This is a genomic window from Nocardia sp. NPDC059236, from assembly GCF_042754085.1.
Lineage (GTDB): Bacteria > Actinomycetota > Actinomycetes > Mycobacteriales > Mycobacteriaceae > Nocardia.
Map to the genome: position 1 here is coordinate 1 of NZ_JBHZAF010000038.1, position 19,747 is coordinate 19,747.

General features: G+C 65.9%; 15 protein-coding genes and 2 pseudogenes. 10 read left to right on the plus strand and 7 right to left on the minus strand.

Annotated elements, in window-relative coordinates:
- Positions 1–85 precede the first annotated feature (85 nt).
- The 3 genes from ACFXIV_RS45715 to ACFXIV_RS45725 all read right to left on the minus strand — a co-directional run bounded on the left by ACFXIV_RS45715 (position 86) and on the right by ACFXIV_RS45725 (position 2,075).
- Positions 86–577 (minus strand): Uma2 family endonuclease, encoded by a 492-nt coding sequence (locus ACFXIV_RS45715; RefSeq protein WP_379403933.1) that lies wholly within the window; start codon positions 575–577, stop codon positions 86–88.
- Between the two features lie 251 nt (positions 578–828).
- Entirely contained in the window at positions 829–1,713 is an 885-nt protein-coding gene (locus ACFXIV_RS45720; protein WP_379403932.1) for a class I SAM-dependent methyltransferase, read from the minus strand.
- Between the two features lie 221 nt (positions 1,714–1,934).
- Positions 1,935–2,075 (minus strand): hypothetical protein, encoded by a 141-nt coding sequence (locus ACFXIV_RS45725; protein ID WP_379403931.1) that lies wholly within the window; start codon positions 2,073–2,075, stop codon positions 1,935–1,937.
- Between the two features lie 501 nt (positions 2,076–2,576).
- On the opposite strand from ACFXIV_RS45725, the gene ACFXIV_RS45730 reads away from it, so the two are divergent.
- Complete coding sequence (locus tag ACFXIV_RS45730) at positions 2,577–4,067, plus strand: biotin carboxylase (RefSeq protein WP_379403930.1); 1,491 nt, start codon at positions 2,577–2,579, stop codon at positions 4,065–4,067.
- A 331-nt stretch (positions 4,068–4,398) separates the two neighbouring features.
- Here the strand turns inward: ACFXIV_RS45730 and tal are convergent, their stop codons facing one another.
- The 3 genes from tal to ACFXIV_RS45745 all read right to left on the minus strand — a co-directional run bounded on the left by tal (position 4,399) and on the right by ACFXIV_RS45745 (position 7,183).
- Positions 4,399–5,505, minus strand: a complete 1,107-nt coding sequence (gene tal, locus ACFXIV_RS45735; protein ID WP_379403929.1) for a transaldolase — start codon at positions 5,503–5,505, stop codon at positions 4,399–4,401.
- Between the two features lie 172 nt (positions 5,506–5,677).
- On the minus strand, positions 5,678–6,139 hold the full coding sequence (locus tag ACFXIV_RS45740) for a hypothetical protein (protein WP_379403928.1): 462 nt from the start codon (positions 6,137–6,139) through the stop codon (positions 5,678–5,680).
- Positions 6,140–6,292: 153 nt separating this feature from the next.
- Positions 6,293–7,183 carry an alpha/beta fold hydrolase gene (locus ACFXIV_RS45745; protein WP_379403927.1) on the minus strand — a complete coding sequence of 297 codons (891 nt, stop codon included), beginning with the start codon at positions 7,181–7,183 and terminating at the stop codon, positions 6,293–6,295.
- Between the two features lie 654 nt (positions 7,184–7,837).
- Here ACFXIV_RS45745 and car point away from each other — a divergent pair.
- A complete protein-coding gene (gene car / locus ACFXIV_RS45750; RefSeq protein ID WP_379403926.1) occupies positions 7,838–11,350 on the plus strand; it encodes a carboxylic acid reductase in 3,513 nt (1,170 codons plus the stop codon).
- Positions 11,351–11,652: 302 nt separating this feature from the next.
- Here the strand turns inward: car and ACFXIV_RS45755 are convergent, their stop codons facing one another.
- Positions 11,653–12,108: a hypothetical protein gene (locus tag ACFXIV_RS45755; RefSeq protein ID WP_379403925.1), complete on the minus strand. Its 456-nt coding sequence runs from the start codon at positions 12,106–12,108 to the stop codon at positions 11,653–11,655.
- Between the two features lie 406 nt (positions 12,109–12,514).
- Between ACFXIV_RS45755 and ACFXIV_RS45760 the strand changes: the two genes are divergently transcribed.
- The 8 genes and pseudogenes from ACFXIV_RS45760 to ACFXIV_RS45795 all read left to right on the plus strand — a co-directional run.
- A complete protein-coding gene (locus tag ACFXIV_RS45760) occupies positions 12,515–14,410 on the plus strand; it encodes a glycoside hydrolase family 9 protein (protein WP_379403924.1) in 1,896 nt (631 codons plus the stop codon).
- A 184-nt stretch (positions 14,411–14,594) separates the two neighbouring features.
- Positions 14,595–14,777 carry a hypothetical protein gene (locus ACFXIV_RS45765; RefSeq protein ID WP_379421475.1) on the plus strand — a complete coding sequence of 61 codons (183 nt, stop codon included), beginning with the start codon at positions 14,595–14,597 and terminating at the stop codon, positions 14,775–14,777.
- A 4-nt stretch (positions 14,778–14,781) separates the two neighbouring features.
- Positions 14,782–15,474 (plus strand): PAS and ANTAR domain-containing protein, encoded by a 693-nt coding sequence (locus tag ACFXIV_RS45770; RefSeq protein WP_379403923.1) that lies wholly within the window; start codon positions 14,782–14,784, stop codon positions 15,472–15,474.
- A 445-nt stretch (positions 15,475–15,919) separates the two neighbouring features.
- Complete coding sequence (locus ACFXIV_RS45775; protein ID WP_379403922.1) at positions 15,920–16,114, plus strand: hypothetical protein; 195 nt, start codon at positions 15,920–15,922, stop codon at positions 16,112–16,114.
- A 650-nt stretch (positions 16,115–16,764) separates the two neighbouring features.
- On the plus strand, positions 16,765–17,271 hold the full coding sequence (locus tag ACFXIV_RS45780; RefSeq protein WP_379421472.1) for a DUF4913 domain-containing protein: 507 nt from the start codon (positions 16,765–16,767) through the stop codon (positions 17,269–17,271).
- Positions 17,259–17,663 (plus strand): annotated as a pseudogene (locus ACFXIV_RS45785) (DUF4913 domain-containing protein); the annotation flags it as partial. The gene ACFXIV_RS45780 and the pseudogene ACFXIV_RS45785, both read left to right, overlap by 13 nt.
- An 86-nt stretch (positions 17,664–17,749) precedes the next feature.
- Positions 17,750–17,929, plus strand: coding sequence for a hypothetical protein (locus tag ACFXIV_RS45790; protein WP_379403920.1), 180 nt, complete (start codon positions 17,750–17,752; stop codon positions 17,927–17,929).
- A 55-nt stretch (positions 17,930–17,984) separates the two neighbouring features.
- Positions 17,985–19,712 (plus strand): annotated as a pseudogene (locus ACFXIV_RS45795) (MFS transporter); the annotation flags it as partial.
- Between the last annotated feature and the right edge of the window lie 35 nt (positions 19,713–19,747).

Sequence of the window (19,747 nt, forward strand, 5' to 3'; positions counted from 1 at the left end):
AGACAACAGCGATCATCCCAGCTCGAAGGGCACTTTTCTCGTTCATCAGGCACCAACGGACACAAGACCGTCGGTGGATCGAGGCTTAGAGCTCGAACTCGATATCGGCGACTCGAACTGGTGTGCTGATCGGCTTCGTCGACGTGAGCTGATATTCACCGTCGGATGGGCAGGAGTGCAGTGTCCAGGTTTCGCGTGCTGGATCGACGATCAGGTATTCGGGAACTCCGGCCTCGGCGTAGAGGCGGGCCTTGTCGATGTAATCGGCCTCGATGCTGCTCGGCGAAACCACCTCGAAGAAGGCCAGCGCGTTCCGGGCATGGAGGGCCTCACCCTTGCGGAAGATCGCCACGTCGGGGGCCTTGTCGTTCTCGCCGGTTCCTGCGATCTTCACGTCCGATGTGGTGGCGAGCTCCGCGTCCGCGAGCCGGACCCGAAAGGCGATCTCCTGGATGATGTTCCAGTGTTCGGGTCGTTGAGGGGACACCACGATCACATCGCCTTTCGCGTCCGCGCGAAATCCTTCGGGTACGTCCATGCCGGCCGCTACTTCCACAAGCTGGTGGTGCAGGCTCATCGGGGGCTCCTCGTTCTCCGTCGCCGTAGCAATGGTAGCCAGCAGCAGTCACGTAGATACAAGAAGAGCCGGTCCGAAGACCGGCTCTTTGTCGGGCTGACAGGATTTGAACCTGCGAGCACGTCGCACGCCATGCACGTGCAATCCGAGATCACCCGCGAACAGGCGAAGTTCGTTGCGACGCAAGCCGTGTGGTCCCCAAGTTGGTCCCCACCCGTCACCGAGTCCGACCGTGTACCTGAATCGCATGATCACCTGGCACGGCGTGGGCCTGCGCCATCACCGACAGCAACCCAGTGGCGGTAGGTCACCGGAAGCATGCGGCCGGTGAATTGAGCGTTCGACGGCTTGGTGTAGAGCACGGCCGCTTGACCGCTGGTCGTCGGCAGGAACTTGACAGTGATCGTGGGGTCGGCCGCGCTGCCGAGTGCCATGAACGCCGATGTGCTGTAGGAGCGCAACAAGCTGATGTACGCGTCGTGCAGGACCGGGGCGACCGCGAACGGCGAGGAGCAGACCATCACGATCAAGATCACGGGGATGAGGGTGAGCACCGGCACCACTGCCAAGGCAATCGCCGGCGGCCGCATCACGTCGAGGACGAGGAATCTCCTCCCGACACGGGTGGCTTCGGCGATGGCCCGGTACGCGAGGCTGGGCGGGAGGTGATGCATCGAGGTCGCTAACACGACCAGGTCGTAGCTATGGTCGGGTGCGTCGATGGCGGTCGCGTCGGCGACCCTGGCGGTGGCACGGGGGTGGGCGCCGAGGGGGCCTGCTTCGATCGCGGCAACCGATTTCGGGTCCAGGTCGGTCACCGTCACCGTGGCGGTGCGGTGCAGGTCGAGCACTCGTGCCGCCAGCTCGCCGTGGCCGGCACCCAATTCGAGCACCCGCGGATTGCGGAGGCCGGCGAGCCGTCCGACGACCAGCTGTGCGTTGCGGTCGTGGTCACCGAACACGTTGCCGACTCGATCGAGGAACGTAACGATCCTCCGCTTGCGCTGCTCGGGCACGTCGTATCTGTCGAGGTATTCGAGCCTTCCGGTCTCTAGCCGCCGGTCGAGCCAAGACGCATCCGGACCGCCACGAGGCATCGCGGCGATCATCTCGATATCGGGTGGGTATTGAGTCATATCCCTCCGCCTCGTGCCAAATTTTAGTCCTGGTGCACAGCCAGGGCGACCGCGTGGCCGCAGTAGCGTCGGGTACCCTGCTCTGTTCTCATCCCTGGATCGCAGGTTCGATTCGCTCCGGATCACTGTCAAGCGTAATCGAAAAGTCTTGTCTGCCTGTCGATCTGATCGCCATGTGGCTACTTTCCGCAACCGAACACCATTTCGAAGTGGACGGGCCCTCAACGCACCCATTGGGAGGCAATCCATACATTCGCGTCGATGAGGAACTGCACGAAAGGCAGTGCCATGCTCTGGCCAAGGTCGATCGCCTCACCGGTGAATCGCCCGACGATCGGAATCTGTTCGATCCCACCGATCACGAATCCGACTGCGTCAGCGACTATTCCGACTGTCTATTCCACCGTCCCCACGGCGGCGCCAACCACTGTCATGACGGCGCCGACGACATCGTCGACCACACTCGACACAGTGTCGACCACGTCATCCCAAAACCAGGCGCGCGGAGGACCTCCGCCGGCCGCCTCGATCAGGACCGATTCATCGGTCGATGCACGGCAGTGCCCGAAGCATCCGACCTCGGGCGTTGCGGTGGCGGGTGGGCCGGCTGCTTCGTCGACCGAGTGGCCGTGGAAACGGCCCCCACCCCCGGTGAGCTGCGGTTATGCGAGAAGACGATGCAATCACATTTAATTTTCCGCACTCGAAGTACTGGGGCACTCCACACTTCCACACGGCCATGGGCAGGCGCACACTTGTGGCATGGAGGTCTGTGAGCCCACCATCGTCGCGCTCACCGCAGCGCCCCTGCTCCCGCCGCGGTCGCTGCGCCGGGCCCAGGCATCGACCTCACCGCGGCTGGCGTGATCGTGCACGCAGCCGGGCCTGAGCCCGAGTCGCGCCGCGTGCTGAACGGCATCTCGGACGTACGCGCGTTCTTTCACACCAACGCCGTACCGCTGTACTTCATCTCGCCGACCCCGTTCAACCTCCTAGGCATCGACCGCTGGGTACGGAACTTCTTCTACCTGACGTACTTTGACTCTTTCGAGGGCGCACATCCGCGCGTGTTCGTGCCCCGGCGGCGCGACCGCCGGGATTACGGTGGCATTGAGGACGTGTGCAACCACCTCCTGTACGACCCCGAGACACTCGAGTTCATCGCGCATCGAGGGCCCGGTGGCAAGGCCTGCTTTGTGATGCTCGACGAGGAGACGCAGGCCCTCGCGCACAAGGCGGGGCTCGAGGTGATGCACCCGTCGGCGGAGCTGCGCCATCGCCTGGGCTCCAAGATCGTCATGACGCGCCTGGCCGAGGAGGCGGGCGTGCCGAGCGTGCCCAATGTGATCGGATGGGTCGGCTCCTACGACGAACTGCTTGCGCTCGCGCAGAGCGCTGGGCTGGGAGACGACCTCGTCGTCGAGACCGCTTATGGCGACGCCGGCACGGAGACGTTCTTTCTGCGCGGTCAGCGCGACTGGGACCAGTACGGCGGTGACCTGGTCGATCAGGAAGTCAAAGTCATGAAGCGCATCCGCAATGTCGAGGTGTGCCTCGAGGGCGCCGTGACCCGTCACGGCACCGTGGTCGGCACCGCGATGACGAGTCTCGTCGGTTACCCAGAGCTGACTCCGTACAAAGGCGGCTGGTGCGGCAATGACATCTGGCGCGGGGTGCTGCCGCCTGGACAGACGCACGCCGTGCGAGAGATGGTGCGGAAGCTGGGCGACGTCCTCCACCGCGAAGGGTACTGCGGCTACTTCGAGGTGGACCTCTTGCACGACCTGGACTCGGACGAGTTCTACCTCGGCGAGGTGAACCCGCGCCTGAGCGGCGTAAGCACGATGACGAACTTGACCACCGAGACCTACGCCGACATGCCGCTGTTCCTCTTCCACCTGCTCGAGTACATGGACGTGGAGTACGAGCTCGACATCGAGGAGATCAACTCGCGCTGGGAGCGGGGCTATGGCGAGGACGAGGTGTGGGGTCAGCTGATGATCACGGAGACCTCGCCGGATCTCGAGCTCTTGACCGCGACCCCACGCACAGGTGTGTGGCACCTCGACGACGACGGGCGCCTCTCCTTTGCGCGCTGCGGCAACGACTGGGACTCGCTGATCGACGAGTCCGAGGCCTTCTACATGCGTGTCGCGGCGCCGGGCGACTTACGCTGCAAGGGCGCCCAACTCGGCGTGCTTGTCACCCGCGGGCACCTGCAGACCGACGATTACCAGCTCACCGAGCGCGCCCGGCGCTGGGTCGAAGGCATCAAGGCAGAGTTCGCCTCGACACCCCTGGCGCCGGGTCAGGCGGCCACGCCGATCGTCTCACGGCTCGTTGCACGCGCGTGAGCAGCCCGACAAACCCCGCGTCGAGCGCGAGCGCCTGATCCAGGCGTTCCTGTATGCGCGGTGGCTGGTAAGCGGTCCCGGACTGAACGGGTCTGCGGCTGTTGCCCGTTTCGGCCGTAGCGGATCTGCGTCGGCGCAGCTGGCAGCGGCTGGTCGTGCAATGCCGTCTCTACCGCGACCGCAACTACTCGGTGCCTCGAGTTCCCACGCCGGCTCGTTGCGGGTCGGTGTGACGTGGCTGTCGAATCCGTTGTCGTGCAATGCATGTGCGGTTTCCACGCTGGTGAGTCCGGCGCACGCGATCATGATCGCCGGGAGTGCGGTCGTGCGGTCACCGTCCTGCGGGCGCGGTGAGGGCGTGGGCGAGGTCGAGTTGGTCCCAGCTGGCGTCGAACTTGGCGACGCCGTCGGCTTCCAGGGTCGCGACGACATCGTCGTAATCGACGCCAACCGCGGCGAGCTCGTCGAGCACCTGCCGGGCGTGCGGGTAGGTGCCGTGGATGCTGTCGGCGGGGAGCAGGCCGTGGTCGGCGACAGCCTGCAGGGTTGCCTCGGGCATGGTGTTGACCACCCCGGCCGCGACGAGTTCCACGACGTAGCGGGTGTCGTCGTAGCGATGGTCTTTCACCCCGGTCGAGGCCCAGAGCGGACGCTGCGGGTGGGCACCGGCCTGCGCCAAGGCCTGCCATCGCTCGCTGGCGAGAGTTTGCTCGTGGAGTTGATAGGCCAGCCGGGCATTGGCGATGGCGGCCCGGCCGCGCAGCGCCGCCGCCTGGTCGGTGCCGAGTTCGTCGAGGCGCTTGTCGACCTCGGTGTCGACGCGTGAGACGAAGAACGAGGCGACGGAGTGGATGGCACCGAGGTCTTTACCGCGTGCACGGGCTTGCTCGAGCCCGGTCAGGAAAGCGTCGATCACCTCACGGTAGCGGTACAAGGAGAACATGAGGGTGACGTTGATATCGATGCCGTCGGCCAGGCAGCCGGTGATCGCCGGCAGGCCCTGCTTGGCGGCGGGGATCTTGACGAACAGGTTGTGTCGGTCCACCATCCACCACAGGGCGTGGGCTTCGGCGACGGTGCGGTCGGTGTCGTGGGCGATACGCGGGTCGACCTCGATCGATACACGCCCGTCAACCCCGCCGGTGGCGTCATACACCGGGCGCAGCACATCGCAGGCCCAGCGCACGTCGTAGCAGGTCAACTCCCGCAGCGCGGCAGCGATATCCACCCGCCGCAGCGCGAGCGCGTGGATCTGGTCGGCGTAGCAGTTGCTGCCGGTAATGGCCTTGGCGAAGATGGTCGGGTTGGTGGTCACACCGACCACGTGGCGGTCACGAACCAGATCGGCGAGGCTGCCGTCGGCGAGGCGTTCGCGGCTGAGGTCGTCGAGCCAGATCGACACCCCGGCCTGGGTCAGCGCAGTCAGCGGATCGGGCATCTCATGTGCTCCTTCCACTCGATGCAGAGTGCGGCTCGGGTCGAATTCCCGCAGACCCAGGGTCGCTGCCGCGGTGCGGTGTTCTCGCTGGTTTCGGGTCTGCGGGCATGGCTGGTCGATGGGCTGGAGATCGACTGCCTGGTGAGGGCTGAGGCGCGGAAGACACACACGGTCACCCCGAATAGGGATCGAGGTTGCCATGCGTGCGGTGGTCGACCCCCTCGGCGGGCTGCAGCCAGCGAGCCGGGACGCGCAGGGGCTCGGGTAAACCCACGGGTCGGTCCTGGTCGTCCACCAATCGTCCGCGCACGCGATATTCGCCACCGGGCAGACCCAGCGCAGTGAGCGCAGTGACCTGCTCGTCGGTCAGCACGACCTCGATGCTCTTGCCTTCGGTGATCGGTCGCCCCTCCACCATGGCCGGACTGCTGGTCGAGTCCACTTCGGTGACGGTGAGCCGGAAACGAGTACCGCTCATCCACCACCACGCCGACGCCGGCGTGCCGGGTTGATCACGGTCGAGATGGCGCCCCGGCGAAATCCGGTGTGGAATCAGCACCGCATAGGTTTGCCCGACCACGACGTCGCGGGCCCGCATGCACTCAGCCTGCGCGTCCGCATCGGTGCTGGTCAAGCCACTGTCGTTGTTTTTCGCACGAGTCCGGGACCCCGATGTTCGGGAGTCCCTTGCGAGGAGGCCTGGGCTGGCCGGGTTCGTGCTGGCGGTCGCGTCAGCCGGATTGGTAGACGGCACCACCCGCAACGCCGCCGGCCACCCGGTTCTAGTTCAACCTTCGCCGTCGCGTTGCGGCGCCCATTCCCGGATCGCGGCGATGATCTGCTCGGGCGCGTCTTCCTGGATGTAGTGGCCCGCGCCCTCCAGGATGACGGTGCGATGCTGGGGAAAGACCCGCTCCCAGCGGCGACGCTCCGGTTCGCGGAACGCCACATCCTTCGTCGGCCACACCAGCAACGCGGGCTTGTTACCCAGGGCGGGCAGCCCTCGCTCGATCTCGGCGAGAAACGGTCGGCTGCCGAGGATTTCGCGAGGGAACACGTGCATCGGACGCCTCGACTCGGACGTCGGGAACGGCCCACGGTAGGCGTCCATCACCGACTCCGATAGCTTCCGGCGCCGGACACCGAGCGGTATGAGCCTCTCGACGAAGAAGTTTCGACGCAGAATCAGGTAGCTGCCGATCGGACCGCCCAGCGTCCGGGAGAACACCTGCGTTCCCAGATCCGATTTCGGCCAGGCCCAGGTATTGCCGATCACGAACGCGGCGAACCGATCCGGATGCCGCGTCGCGACCGCGAACCCGATCGGTCCGCCCCAATCCTGCACCATGAGCGTCACGCCCGACAGGTCGAGTTCGGTGACGAATCGCTCGACGACTGTCGCGTGCTCGGCGGGCGTGAAACCGTATTCAGGGCCCGGGCGTGAGAGGCCGAACCCGGGGTAATCCAAAGCGATGCAGCGAAATTGGCCGCTGAGATTGGTGATCAACTCACGGTAGAGAAACGACCAGGTGGGGTTGCCGTGCAGAAGTAGCAGGGGTGGACCGATGCCTTCGTCGACGTAATGGACGCGAGCGCCGGCCAGGTCGAGATAGCGGTGCTCGAAGGGGTATGTGTCTCGGGGCACCCAGGACGGAATTGCCGGTGTGTCTTCGGACATGTCGACCTCCTCGGGCGAAGCATACGGAGTAGCTGCTGCGGATCGCATTCGCGAAACACCTACCCGACCGGATTGACCACCATTGAACGGACTGCAAGCTAAATACCCGCCGCGGCAAACAGGCTTTTGTGACCGAAAGCGGCGGGTTCCCGACGAAGTAGCTTCAGTCCGGCTGAACCCACGGGAAACGGCCCAGGGATTGGAACAAAGTGCCGCGACTCGACATCACGGACTGCTGTCAAGAGCCATCGAAAAGACTTGTACGCCTATAGATTTGGCCGCCAACGGTCAACTATTCGCAGCTGAACGCAATTTCGAAAGACGCTGGCGGGCGGCGGATTCAGTGGGAGATCGTTGGGTCTCGTCCGGTCCGGGGTGCCCTCGTAAGCACGGAGCCTTGCGTAACCGACCCGCAGAGTACGTCGGCGAACCGCGCCTTGATGCTCGCGATGGCCAGGTGGCGGGCGGTGACGCCGACCGAGTGCGGCGTCGCCACGTACCCGCGATTGCGTCGGTTACCACGAGCCCGCGATGTCGCCGCGTATTCGCCCAGTCCACCGTGATCGTGGCGCGCGCCGGAGACACGGAACTACACTTCAAATTTGCCAGAGGTTTTCTAGTTGTAGTCCGTCGAACGACCCAGGGAGACCGGCCATGGCGACGCATACGTGGGAAACCGAACAGCAGCACCGCATCGACCAGGTCTTCACCGACCAGCAGGTGCGCGATGCCATGCCGTCGGAGGAGGTCATCGCCGCCGCCGCGCGGCCCGGCCTGCGACTGGCCCAGATGGTCGACACCGTCGCGGCCGGGTATGCCGACAGGCCGGCCTTGGGCATGCGCGGTACCGAACTCGGCACCGACGCCGCCGGGCGCCGGGTCCGTCGGCTGTTGCCGCGCTTCGACACCATGACCTACCGGGAATTGTGGTCGCGGGTGGGCGCGCTGGCCGCCGCATGGCACCGAGACCCGCAGCATCCGGTGCGTGCCGGTGACTTCGTCGCGATCCTCGGGTTCACCAGCCCCGACTACATCACGGTCGACTTCGCCTGCACCCGGCAGGGCGCGGTATCGGTGCCACTGCAGGTGAGCGCGACGCCTGCGCAGTGGGCGGCGATCCTCGCCGAGACGTCCCCGCGGGTGCTCGCCAGCAGTCTGGAGATGCTCGACGGGGCCGTGGACGCGGTGCTCGCCGGGACCGCCGCTCCGCAGCAACTGCTGGTCTTCGACTACCACTCCGAGGACGACAGCGACCGTGCCGCCATGGAGGGCGCCCGTCTCCGCCTGGCGCAGGCCGACAGTCCCATCGTGGTGGCCGAGCTGAACACCGTGCTCGACCGAGGCAGCAGCCTGTCTCCTGTTCCGTTGTTCGTGCCCGCCGCCGGCGAGAATCCGCTGTCCATGCTCATCTATACCTCCGGCAGCACCGGCACCCCGAAGGGTGCGATGTATACCGAGGAGATGCTGGCCGCGATGTGGCGTACCCGCTACGGAGCCGATGGCATTTCGCTGCCCGCGATCGAGCTCAACTACATGCCACAGAGCCACCTGGCGGGGCGGATGCAGGTGGTCAGCACGCTGATGCGTGGTGGCACCGCGTATTTCACCGCCGGCAGCCACATGTCCACCCTGTTCGACGATTTCGCGCTGGTGCGGCCCACCGAGGTGTCCTTCGTGCCGCGGGTGTGCGATCTGGTGTTCCAGGAGTTCGTCAGCGAGGTGGAACAGCGCGTCGCGGACGGCGCCGACCGCACCACCGCCGAGCGTGAGGTGCGAATCGACCTGCGGGAGCGGCAGTTCGGTGGCCGCGTGCTGGCGATGAGTTGCGGGACCGCGCCGCTGTCCGCGGAGACACGGGCCTTCATCGAGTCCGTGTTCGAACTGCCGCTGCACGACGGGTACGGTTCCACCGAGGCCGGAGGCATCATGCGGGACAACCACATTCACCGACCCCAGGTGCTGGACTACAAGCTCGCCGACGTGCCCGAACTCGGCTACCACCACGACGACCGGCCGCATCCGCGCGGCGAGTTGCTGGTGAAGACGAAGACGATGTTCCCCGGGTACTACAAGCGGCCCGAGCTCAGCGCGGAGATGTTCGACGCCGATGGCTTCTACCGCACCGGCGACATCATGGCCGAGATCAGCCCCGACGAACTGGTGTATGTGGACCGGCGGAACAACGTGCTGAAGCTCTCGCAGGGCGAATTCGTCGCCGTGTCCCAGCTGGAGGCCGTATACGCGATCAGCGCGCTGGTCCGGCAGATCTACGTGTACGGCTCCAGCGAGCGCGCCTACGTGCTCGCGGTCGTGGTGCCCACCGACGAGGCGCTGCATGCGCATCCGGACGATCTGAAGGCCGCCGTCCTGCAGTCGCTGCAGAAGATCGCGCAGAATGCCGGGCTGGCCTCCTACGAGATACCGCGCGACATCATCATCGAGACGCACCCGTTCACCCGCGCCGAAGGGCTACTGTCCGGTGTAGGAAAACTGTTGCGGCCCAAGCTGAAGCAACGCTACGGGGAGCGGCTGGAGGAACTCTACCGGGAGCTGGAGCGGCAGCAGACCGACGAATTGACCGCGTTGCGAAGCGGGATCGGTGACCGACCGGTGCCGGAGATCGTGCACCGGGCGGTGCGGGCGCTACTGGGCTGCGCCGACGCCGATATCCGGCCCGACTCGCACTTCGGCGATCTCGGCGGCGATTCGCTGTCGGCACTGTCGCTGTCCAACCTGCTGCAGGAGATCTTCGGGATACAGGTGCCCGTCGGCGTGATCGTCAGTCCCGCGGTCGATCTGCAACAGCTGGCCGGATACATCGAGGAGGAGCAGGTTACCGCGGGGCGGCGCGCGACCGCGGTCTCGGTGCACGGCACCGGCGATCGGATCCGCGCCGCCGACCTCACACTGGAGAAGTTCATCGACGCCGGCACTCTCGAGGCCGCGCCCGCGCTGCCGGCGGCGGCCACGACGCCGCGGACCGTGCTGCTGACCGGTGCCAACGGATACCTGGGCCGGTTCCTGTGCCTGCGCTGGCTGGAGCGGCTGGACGCCGTCGACGGCGCTCTGATCTGCATCATCCGCGGCAAGGACGCGGATGCGGCGCGCGCGCGGCTGGACGCGGTGTTCGACTCGGGCGATCCGGCGCTGTTGCGGCACTACCAGGAGCTGGCCGAACGCCGGCTGCAGGTGCTACCCGGCGATATCGGTTACCCGAATCTCGGTCTGACGGAAAAGGATTGGCAGCGGCTGGCGGACACCGCCGACATGGTCGTGCATCCGGCCGCGCTGGTGAACCACGTGCTGCCCTACGACCAGCTGTTCGGCCCCAACGTCGTCGGCACCGCGGAGGTGATCCGGCTGGCCCTGACCGGCAGGCGCAAGCCGGTTACCTACCTGTCCTCGGTGGCGGTGGCCGGCCAGGTGCCGCCCGGGAGGTTCGCCGAGGACGGCGACATCCGCGAGATGAGCCCGGAGCGGGTACTCGACAACAGCTACGCCAACGGCTACGGCAACAGCAAATGGGCCGGCGAGGTGTTACTACGGGACGCGCAGGAGCGGTTCGGGCTGCCGGTGGCGGTGTTCCGCTCCGACATGATCCTCGCGCACAGCTATTACGCCGGGCAGCTCAACGTGACCGACATGTTCACCCGGCTGCTCCTCAGCATCCTGGTGACCGGCATGGCGCCGAAGTCGTTCTACCGCACCGACTCCGGCGGCCATCGGCAGCGGGCGCACTACGACGGCCTGCCCGCCGACTTCACCGCTGAAGCGATCGTCACCCTCGGCGGCCGCGCCACCAGCGGCTATCAGAGCTTCGACGTCCTGAACCCCTACGACGACGGCATCTCCCTGGACCAGTTCGTCGACTGGCTCATCGACGAGGGCCACCCCGTCCAGCGCTTCGACGACTACGGCGAATGGCTGTCCCGCTTCGAGAGCGCCCTGCTGGCCCTACCCCAGCAGCAACGCCAGCAATCCGTCCTCCCGCTTCTGGACGCCTACCGCACCCCCGCCGAACCCACCCGAGGCTCCGTCCTCCCCGCCGACCTCTTCCGCGTCGCCGTGCAGCAGGCCGATCTCGGCCCCGACGCCGACATCCCCCACCTTTCCCCCGCCCTCGTCCACAAGTACGTCGACGACCTGCACCTGCTGAAGCTCCTCTGACCCCACCAGAGGACCGGGTCGGTCAGCTGGTCCCCATCGATGTGAATTCTGACCGGCCACCGCGCCCTCGTTCGGGGCGGCAATGCTGGCCCCGTGTGACGCATTCTGCCGCTCTATTCGTGCTTGTTTTGCCACACGTAAGTACCACTGCAACAGGTTGATACAGACCTGACGTTCGTCGTCTTCGCCGAAACCATGCCAATCATCGGCCAGCGCGCTCGGGAGGCTCGGGGTTTCGGTATGAGGTCGATGCCGAGATATGGCGACGACCTCGAGCACCGACACCGAGACCCGGGACGGGTTTATCGGAGGCCGTGGACCTCGGGCCAGGCTTGCAGCGGGTCGCGGGAATACCAGTGCCCGTCCCATTCGCGCCCTGCGTCGCAGGCGGCGTGGAAGTCCTCGTCGTCGGGCAGCTCGGGAAAATACGCGCTCACCACGGGCCTGTCGGTGTGGAAGCGGCGGGCCCGTTCCACGCACCGTGCGGCTTGTTCGGCCTGATGGGCCCGCTTGAGGATCCGCTCCTCATCGCCGTAACCGTCGTCGAGGGGATAGTGCAGCTGAAAGTAGAACCGCGCGATCTCGGGGTTGCGGTCATAGACCCAGTGGATCCACGCCGGGACCGCCGGCGTCGCCAGGGCCCGTTCGGCGAATCCGCTGCACGTGGTCGAACCCTCCGGGTCCCGCCGCACGGCCTCCCCGACCCGGGCCACCGCAGCACCGTCCATGGCCACCCGCTTACGCCGATTCCATTTCATAGCGAACGACTCTAAACAGCCATGGCGCGCACGAAGCGGTGCGACACTATTGCGACGCAACCGTGCGAACTCGACCGTGCGATCCTCGGCCTGTTTGTTCAGTTCCGAATCAGCAGCGCCAAGTACACCTGCTTGACGACTACCGCCGAGGTTGTGGCCGGGGATTCTGGGCTACTGGCTCGAGCGGCATGTCACCGGCAGTGCGAGCACCGGTACCGGTCTTGCCATCGTGTGCTGGGTGGCCGAGCTGCACGGTGGCACCGCCCGGCTTTCCCTGGCTCCCGGAGGCGGGGCATTGGTGGAGCTGTTGCTGCCAGAGCGCACGAGCCGCGCCTGGGTAGGATCGGCCGCCCTCGTCCAGAGCCCCTCATCTTAATCTCATGTAGTACCAGGCAGGGTGGAGCCCATGTCCGCCGTTTCACTTCGCCTCGCGTGGAGCTTGCATTCCACCGCACTCGTTGTCACCCTCGCAGTCGCAGCATGCGCCCTGCCCACCGATGCGGCCGCCCACGCCGGCCCACCCGCGATCCGGGTCGATCAGGTCGGCTACATCGTCGGGCAGGCAAAACAGGCGTTCGTCATGGGTTCGGAAACGGAACTGAGCCAAGCCGGCTACCGGTTGGTGGACGACCGGGGCACCATCGTGGCCACCGGCCAGGTCGGCGGGCGTACCGGCACCTGGAACAGCAAGTATCCGGCCGTCCACACCGTGGACCTGTCGGCTGTCGATACCCCGGGCAGCTACCGACTCGAGCTCACCGGCACGGCCTCTGGGCGCTCCCCACAGTTCCGCATTGCGCCCGCCAAGGATCTGCTCACCTCGCTCGTGGAGAACAACGTGCGCTTCTTCCAATCTCAGCGCGACGGTGCGGATGTCCTGCCCAATGTCCTGCACCGCAAGCCCTCACATCTGGCCGACCGCCACGCAACGGTCTACGCCACCCCTCGGTACAACGAGGACGGCACCGAACTGCTCGACGAGAAGCTGACCCCCGTGGGTGGTCCAGTCGATGTCTCGGGCGGCTGGTCCGACGCTGGTGACTTCCTCAAGTTCACCCACACCACCGCTTACAGCACCGCCGATCTGCTGCTGGCCCTACGTGCTGCTCCGCACACCGCGGGCCTGGCCGAGGAGGTCGAGCAAGGCTTGGCCTGGCTGGACAAGATGTGGGACGGCAAGAGTGGCACTCTCTACGCCCAAGTCGGTATCGGTGTCGGCAACGACCGGATCCGTACCGACCACGACGTGTGGCGGCTGCCCGAGACCGATGACGAACTGGACGTGCAACCGGGTGACCCGGACTACCTGATCAAGAACCGGCCGGTCTTCCGGGCCAACGAGCCCGGCGCGCCGATCAGTCCTAACCTGGCCGGCCGCATGGCAGCGGTCTTCGCGCTCGCCGCACAGAACAGCGCCAACAGCGATCCCTCCGCTGCCAAGTCCTGGCTGGACAAGGCCGCTGCCATCTACACCCGGGCCGACACCTCACCCGAGGGCGAACTGATCACTGCGTTCCCCCACAACTTCTACCCCGAGGACTCCTGGCAAGACGACATGGAGTTCGGGGCCACCGAAATGAGCCTGGCCGCCAAGGCATTAGGCGACGCACGAGCCGGCGACTGGCAGCACCAGGGCACCCGCTGGGCGAAGCAGTACATCGACTCCGACACCAAGGGCACTCTCGGCGTCGCCGACGTCAGCGCACTCGCCCACGCGGACCTGCTTACTATCGTGAAGGCGGACAGCGAGAACGCCGCAGAGCTGCAAGGTGACCTGCGCCGGCAGTTGGACGACGGGGTGAACCGGGCCACCGAGGACCCCTTCGCGGCAGGTGCGGTCTACACCGACTTCGACTCGGTACCACACACTTTCGGCCTGGTCGCCACCGCACAGCTGTATGGGAAGGTCACCGGCGACCACCGCTACGACGAGTTCAGCGCGCAACAGCGTGGCTGGGCAATGGGCGCCAACTCCTGGGGCAGCACCTTCATGATCGGCGCAGGCGAGGTCTACCCGCACTGCCCAGAACACCAAGTGGCCAACCTGGGTGGCAGCCTCGACGGCACGGGCGAGATCCTGCGAGGCGCTGTGGTGAACGGGCCGAATGCCGCAGAAAAGCTCGACGAGCTCAATACCTTCCCGACGATGAAGCGCTGTTCCTCGAATCCTGGTACGGCCTGGACCGACTTCGACGGGGGTAAGGCCCGCTTCCTCGACGACGTGGGCGCCTGGCAGAACGTGGAACCCTCGACCGACTTCACCTCTACCGCGATGCTGGCCTTCGCCCTGTCCCAGGGGTGAACCGAACCGCCATCGACGGCACACCATCCAAAATCGCTTCGACGGCCGCGGACTTCCGTGGACGCATAGACATCGCCCTTGTTGGTCCACAGGCGTTAGTCAAGAGAACGGCCCGGCTCCCGCCGCCGACGACACCCGGTACGCCTACGAATGGAAGTACGGCGGAATCCGCTGTCTGGCATGGATTTCCGACTCTGCGTGCCACATGGTCAGCCGTAACGGCAACTCCCTCAGCGCGGCCTTCCCTGAGATCACGCCCTGCTGTCGCTGGCGGCGGGGCGGGAGGACCCTCGACGGTGAACTGGTGGCCCCGGACCGCGACGGGGTGCCGCCATGGCTCCCGCCAGGCCGCCGGGTGCGACACTGAGGACATGACCGAGGACGACGACGGTGCCGATGAGGCGGTGGCCTCGGTGGAGAAGGTGGTCGGCGCCGGCAACGCACTGCAAGCGGGTTGGTTCCGGTTCCAGTTCGCCGACCAACGCTGGGAGTGGTCCGACGAGGTGGCCCGCATGCACGGCTATGCTCCCGGCGAAGTGACCCCGACCACGGAACTGCTTCTGTCGCACAAACATCCCGATGACCGCGACCGAGTGGAAGCGGCACTGGTCACCTCGGTGCGCGACCACGCCCCGTTCTCCAGCCGCCACCGCATCATCGACACCCACGGCACCGAGCACTACGTCGTGGTGGTGTCGGACTCGATCACCGACGACACCGGCGCCGTGGTCGGCACCGAGGGCTACTACATCGACCTGACCGACCGCGACGCCGCACAGACCCACGCAATCCTCGACGACCTGCTGCCGCAGATACTCGAACATCGGGTGGCGATCGAGCAGGCCAAAGGAGCGCTGATGCTCGTCTACGGCATCAGCGCCGAGCAAGCGTTCCGGGTACTGGTATGGCGGTCACAGGAAACCAACATCCGCGTGCGTGATCTGGCGGCTCAACTGATCGGCGAAATCGCCACCATCCAGATATCACCGGCGACGCGCTCGCAATTTGATCACCTGCTGCTGACGCTGCACCACCAGCGCGACTCTGGACCCCACGGGCCGTAACGACCTCATCATCAGTCGGCCACGATTGGGCAGCGACCGGTTGAGAAGGCCGACCTGTTGGTATGCGCTGTGTGTCGGCGCAGTGCACACAAGCCCCGACCGCTGAGCCGACATCAGGGTCGCGCCCCACGTGCACTACCGCGACGCTGGGGCGAGACCCGCCCGATCGGTACGCGGTCCACACCGGGTGCGCCAGGCTGCGCCCGCTGGGTTCGATCTCGGTGCAGACCCCGGGAATCGGCTCGAACGTGGCCTGCTGTTGACCTTGAATGCCTACTATGGCGCAGGTCGGCCCCCTTTGCGGTGGTGCAGACCCCTCGGCATTGCCCCTGGGCCTTCGTGGCATTCCTCGCGCGCGGTCGACCTCGGCGTACACCGCCGCCGCGAGTTGCGAATCCAGCCCGCCCGGTGAGACCGGCGTCGGGCAGAGATTCGGAGGTGCGCCATGACAGCAACCCCACGCGAACCACGCGGTGACAAGCCCGCCCGCCGGCCGGGAAAGCCGCATACGACGGCACCCGCCATCACCAGCGGTTCCGATGACGATGTGCCAGTGGTGCGCTGGCCGGAGCCGAGTCGGCTCGAATCGTGGTGGCACGCCGTCATGCACCCCGCCGCCGAGCCGCCCACACCCACATGACCAGAACTGGCTCGATCGGCAGACAACGGTAGTTTCCGGCACGGACAGTACGACGAATTCCACCAGGGATACGGGATTCCGGAGCATCACGATAATGCGACCATTCGGTATCTTTTGCGGGTAGCGTTCGGCGTATGGTGCGCCATCCGGCCGCATCTGGTCGGCGATGTCGCCTACCGCGAACGCACCGCCACCGGCCTGCGCCACCCGTCCTGGCGCGGACTGCGATTCGACTATTCTGTGGCTGCACGGCCGACATGGTGGCGTGGAGATCCTGACGTGAATGCATGAAAGAGGTTGATAGGCAATCTGATTTGCGTCCGATGGACTGTTTCGGTGTTGCGATCTCGGGTGTGCGATCAGCATCGCTCGAAGAGCCGGCGCTCTCCGGCTTGAGGCGGGGGGCCTGCGCTGGACAGTCAAGTTTGCCGATCTGTCCCGCAAATATGATGTGGGTCTATGTGATTCGCGATTTAGGGGTACTTCACGCGACGGCAATCAGCCCCAATGGGAAGACCTCTAGTGGTCTACCTCATGGGCTCGATAGTGAATAAGCCAGCGCTGCATGCATGACTACCCAATGGGTTCGAGGTTGCCATTCTCGATGTTTGGGACGGTTCGGTCGACGACCATGTTCACGCGCTTCTGCTATGGCCACTCGGGTGTGCGAACTCGGTGGGCCGGCGTCCGTAGGCAACCTCGAGGCTGTTGTGCCACATGTGGTTGAACGTGGGGTCCAGGGTGAGGCGGTCGAGTACGTCTCTTGCTTGTGGACTGTTGCGATAGCGGCCCAGCGCGCCGCGCATCATCGAAACGTGACCTACACGTGGTGCGTGCAATGGTGGCGACACCGACCGGTCGCGGCACGAATCGCTCACTTGCACAGCGCATTCGAGGCCTCGCGTCGTAGCCAGTCCGGCGGCGCGATCTCCGCGTTCCTGAGCCATATCGACGCACACATGAGAGTCATCCTCGATGCCGCCAACGGGCCACTGCATCGATGTACGCGAGCCAAACACGCCGCGCTGCAATCATTGTCCGCTGACCCGGTTCCCCGGGATGGTTCGGGACCACGCGTCGACCACCGAATACGAACGGCTCCGCCGGTGACCGCAAAACCAAACCCCCACGATTCACCCACTGCTCCGACTTCGTGAACCAGTGGCTACTGCCGGTCACTGCCGTGCGTGTGGCCGCGAATCATCGTGAAGGCCAGTACACCTGGTGTCGCCAATGGTGGGCACACCACGGTGTAGCGGTTCAGTTCGCCGCCCTGCACGCAGTGTTCGAAGCGGCGCGGGTCACCGAGGACGGGACTGCCATGAGCACCCTGTTCGTTTCACGCATCGACCTCCATCTGCGAATAATTCTCGATGCCGCACAAGGCCCGCTACACCGCTGCACCCCGGACAGGCTCGTCCCCCAGCCGAGTCTGCCCGCCGCGCCGGTGCCCACCGGATGGTTCGACACCATGGGCAGCTCGACCGCGGTCGAGGAACTCGGCTTCGGGCCGGACTTCCGGCTTCTTCGGAACAGCAGCAGCCTCTGAATACCGGGCACAAGCGAAGTCGCTGGGGGTACTCCGAGTTCGCCCGGGAACGAGGAACGGCGCCCGATCATCACCTCGGCGCTCACGTGGTCGTTGGCGCGTTGAACCGGGCGCGCACCACGCGTTCCCGGATCGACGCCCTGCTGCGCAAATGGCTGGAGCCGCTGCCGCATTCGTTCACCGCCGTCGACCAGGCCGCGGGCTACCGCTACGACCTGTCGGTGCCGCGGGCTGAGGGCGGTGTCACATTCCCCCGATTTAGTTAGTTAGCGATATGCAACTATATTAACCGGAGGCCCTATCCGCTTACTGCCCGGGGAGATGCTCTTGGCTTCCGCACCATCGGTCGGCGAACTCGACGTCGGCGACGTCCAGACCATCCGCCGTCGGCTCCGCGTCGATCACGACCACCCGCACTACAAATGGGTGGCCCTGTCCAACACCACGCTCGGCATGTTGATGGTCACCATCAACTCCTCGATCGTGATCATCTCGCTGCCGGCGATCTTCCGCGGCGTCGACCTGAACCCGCTCTCGCCGGGCAACGTCAGCTACCTGCTGTGGCTGATGATGGGCTTCCTGCTCACCTCCGCGGTGCTGGTGGTGCTGTTCGGCCGCCTCGGCGACATGTTCGGCCGCGTCCGCATCTACAACCTCGGTTTCGCCGTATTCGCCCTGACGGCGATCGCGCTGTCGTTCGACCCGTTCACCCACGGCGCAGGCGCACTGTGGCTGATCGGGTGGCGTGTCGTCCAGGGTGTCGGCGGCGCCATGCTGATGGCCAACTCAGCGGCCATCCTCACCGATGCTTTCCCCGCCAAGCAGCGCGGCGTGGCGCTGGGGATCAATCAGGTGGCCGCCGTGGCCGGTTCATTCCTCGGCCTGCTCATGGGCGGCCTGCTCGCCGAATGGGATTGGAAGGCCGTCTTCTGGGTGAGCGTGCCCTTCGGCATCCTGGGCGCCGTGTGGTCCTACCGATCGCTGCACGACTACGGCCAGCGCAACTCCGGCTCGCTGGATCTGCCGGGCACCATCACCTTCGCGCTGGGCCTGACCGCGCTGCTGACCGGAATCACCTATGGCATCCAGCCCTACGGCGACTCCAAGACCGGATGGACCAACCCCTGGGTGCTGGCCGCGGTCATCGGGGGCATCGTGCTGCTCGCGGCGTTCTGCGTCATCGAGACCAAGACCGCGCAGCCGATGTTCCAGCTGTCGCTGCTGCGCAACCGGGCGTTCGGCCTGGGCAACCTGGCCGGCTTCATGGCGTCGGTGGGCCGCGGCGGGATGCAGTTCATGCTCATTATCTGGCTGCAGGGCATCTGGCTGCCGCTGCACGGCTTCGACTATGAGTCCACTCCGCTGTGGGCCGGCATCTACATGCTGCCGCTGACCATCGGATTCCTGATCGCGGGCCCGATCTCGGGCTGGCTGAGCGACCGCTACGGCCCCCGGCTGTTCGCGGCCGGCGGGCTCGCGCTCGCGGCGGTCACCTTCGTTCTGCTGGTGATCATCCCGGTCGACTTCAACTACTGGCTGTTCGCGCTGATCATCTTGCTCAACGGCCTGGGCACCGGCATCTTCACCTCGCCCAACACCGCCGAGATCATGTCGGCTGTGCCGGCCTCGCAGCGCGGCGTCGCCTCCGGTATGCGGGGCACCCTGATGAACGGGGGCATGGCGCTGTCGATCGGCATCTTCTTCTCGCTGATGATCGTCGGCCTGTCCGGCACGCTGCCGGGTGCAATGGACTCCGGTCTGCGCGAACAGGGCGTGTCCGCGCCGGTCGCCGGCCAGATCGCGGACATGCCACCGGTGGGCAGCCTGTTCGCCACGTTCCTCGGCTACAACCCGTTCAAGGAGCTGCTGGGTCCCAGCGGCACCCTCGACCAGCCGGGTGTGCAAGCCGACGTGCTCACCGGGCAGCAATTCTTCCCCCACCTGATCTCCGGACCGTTCCACTCCGGACTGATCGTGGTGTTCCTGACGGCGGCGGTCATGATGGCGATCGGTGCCATCGCCTCCTGGTTCGCCGGCGGCCGCTACTCCGTCGACGAACAGGCGGAACTCGCCGAAGCCGATCG

Bases quoted from the DNA above. Each gene is read 5' to 3' on its own strand.
- ACFXIV_RS45715 (WP_379403933.1), bottom strand. From the start codon at position 577: ATGAGCCTGCACCACCAGCTTGTGGAAGTAGCGGCCGGCATGGACGTA.
- ACFXIV_RS45720 (WP_379403932.1), bottom strand. From the start codon at position 1,713: ATGACTCAATACCCACCCGATATCGAGATGATCGCCGCGATGCCTCGT.
- tal (WP_379403929.1), bottom strand. From the start codon at position 5,505: ATGCCCGATCCGCTGACTGCGCTGACCCAGGCCGGGGTGTCGATCTGG.
- ACFXIV_RS45745 (WP_379403927.1), bottom strand. From the start codon at position 7,183: ATGTCCGAAGACACACCGGCAATTCCGTCCTGGGTGCCCCGAGACACA.
- car (WP_379403926.1), top strand. From the start codon at position 7,838: ATGGCGACGCATACGTGGGAAACCGAACAGCAGCACCGCATCGACCAG.
- ACFXIV_RS45755 (WP_379403925.1), bottom strand. From the start codon at position 12,108: ATGAAATGGAATCGGCGTAAGCGGGTGGCCATGGACGGTGCTGCGGTG.
- ACFXIV_RS45760 (WP_379403924.1), top strand. From the start codon at position 12,515: ATGTCCGCCGTTTCACTTCGCCTCGCGTGGAGCTTGCATTCCACCGCA.
- ACFXIV_RS45770 (WP_379403923.1), top strand. From the start codon at position 14,782: ATGACCGAGGACGACGACGGTGCCGATGAGGCGGTGGCCTCGGTGGAG.
- ACFXIV_RS45775 (WP_379403922.1), top strand. From the start codon at position 15,920: ATGACAGCAACCCCACGCGAACCACGCGGTGACAAGCCCGCCCGCCGG.
- ACFXIV_RS45780 (WP_379421472.1), top strand. From the start codon at position 16,765: ATGGCCACTCGGGTGTGCGAACTCGGTGGGCCGGCGTCCGTAGGCAAC.